Below are 1313 nucleotides of genomic sequence, written 5' to 3' on the forward strand. Positions count from 1 at the left end.
GCCGATACCGGCACATCGCCATCCTGGATCAATCAGGAGAATCGCGGGAAACTGAACCCGCATCGGGCCGGACCTCTTCGAGCCTTTCCGACGGAGCTCCGATGGTACGGCTCTGATGTTCTGAAGCGGGTCGCAGCGGCGATCCTCCACGTAAGGAGGCCGAGTTGACTGAGCTACGAACATTCCACCTGCCCGAATCCGTCAGCGGGACGGAATCCGACATCATCCTGGCGCATGCGATGATGCAGGCATGGCGAACGGACGGAATTTTCCAGGTCGCCACGAGCCCGGCCCAGGACCAGAAGACCCAGGCTGCGATCGAGGCGAGCAGACGCTTTTTCCGCATGCCCATGGCAGGTCAAGTCCGGGTGTGTCAGTGATCTGACCTACAGCGGCTACATCGCGTCCGGGGAAGAGGTCACGGCCGGCGAGGCGGACTATTCCGAGATTTTCACCGTGTGCAAGGACGTCGCTCGCGACGATGCCCGCGTAGAGGGACAGTGGCCGTGTCACGGCCCGGCCCCGTGGCCTGACGCCGACTACCAGCGGAGCATGCAGGCGTTCATGGACGAAGTCGGCACGTTCGGTGAAAGATTACTCAAACTGACCGCTCTGGGGCTGGGTGCGGCTGACATCGACGCATTGACACAACTGACCGACGACGGCTGGCACCACATGCGGGTGCTGCGCTTCCCCGCCGCATCGGAGCAGACCGCCCGGGGCATCGGCGCCCATACCGACTACGGACTGCTGGTGATCGCCGCCCAGGACGACGTAGGCGGACTCTACATACGTCCACCTGTTGCGGGCGAGCGGCGGAACAGGAACTGGCTGGCGGACGAAAGCGCGGCGGGAATGTACGAAGATGTCGATCCGTGGACGTTCGTGAAGCCGGTTCCGAGCGTACTGACGGTGTTTCCCGGTGACATTCTTCAGTTCCTGACGAACGGTTTTCTTCTTTCGACGCCACACAAGGTCCGGCTGAACACCCGGGAGCGCTTCGCACTCGCCTACTTCCACGAACCGAGCTTCGAGGCCTGCGTCCGCCCGTTGTCCGGCCCGACTTCTGACTACATCCACTATGGCAGTCATTTCACCAACATGTTCATGCGTAGCTATCCGGACCGGATCACCACGCATCGGATTCTCGAGGAGGAACGCCTGTCGATTCTTGCCCGCATGCGAGGTGAAACCGAACGCCTGACCGCTGGCAGGGAAATGGTTGCACCATAAGACGACCGTACCTGCAACGAGGCATCCGGACGGTACCAGGACAGGTACCAGGACAGGTACCAGGACAGGTACCAGGACAG

Annotated in this window: 1 pseudogene; it reads left to right on the forward strand. The window is 61.8% G+C overall.

Annotation, left to right across the window (positions count from 1 at the left end):
* Nucleotides 1-164: 164 nt before the first annotated feature.
* Nucleotides 165-1233 (forward strand): annotated as a pseudogene (locus tag U9980_RS10405) (2-oxoglutarate and iron-dependent oxygenase domain-containing protein).
* Nucleotides 1234-1313: the final 80 nt, after the last annotated feature.

The organism is Protofrankia sp. Cr1 (genome assembly GCF_963555865.1).
Lineage (GTDB): Bacteria > Actinomycetota > Actinomycetes > Frankiales > Frankiaceae > Protofrankia.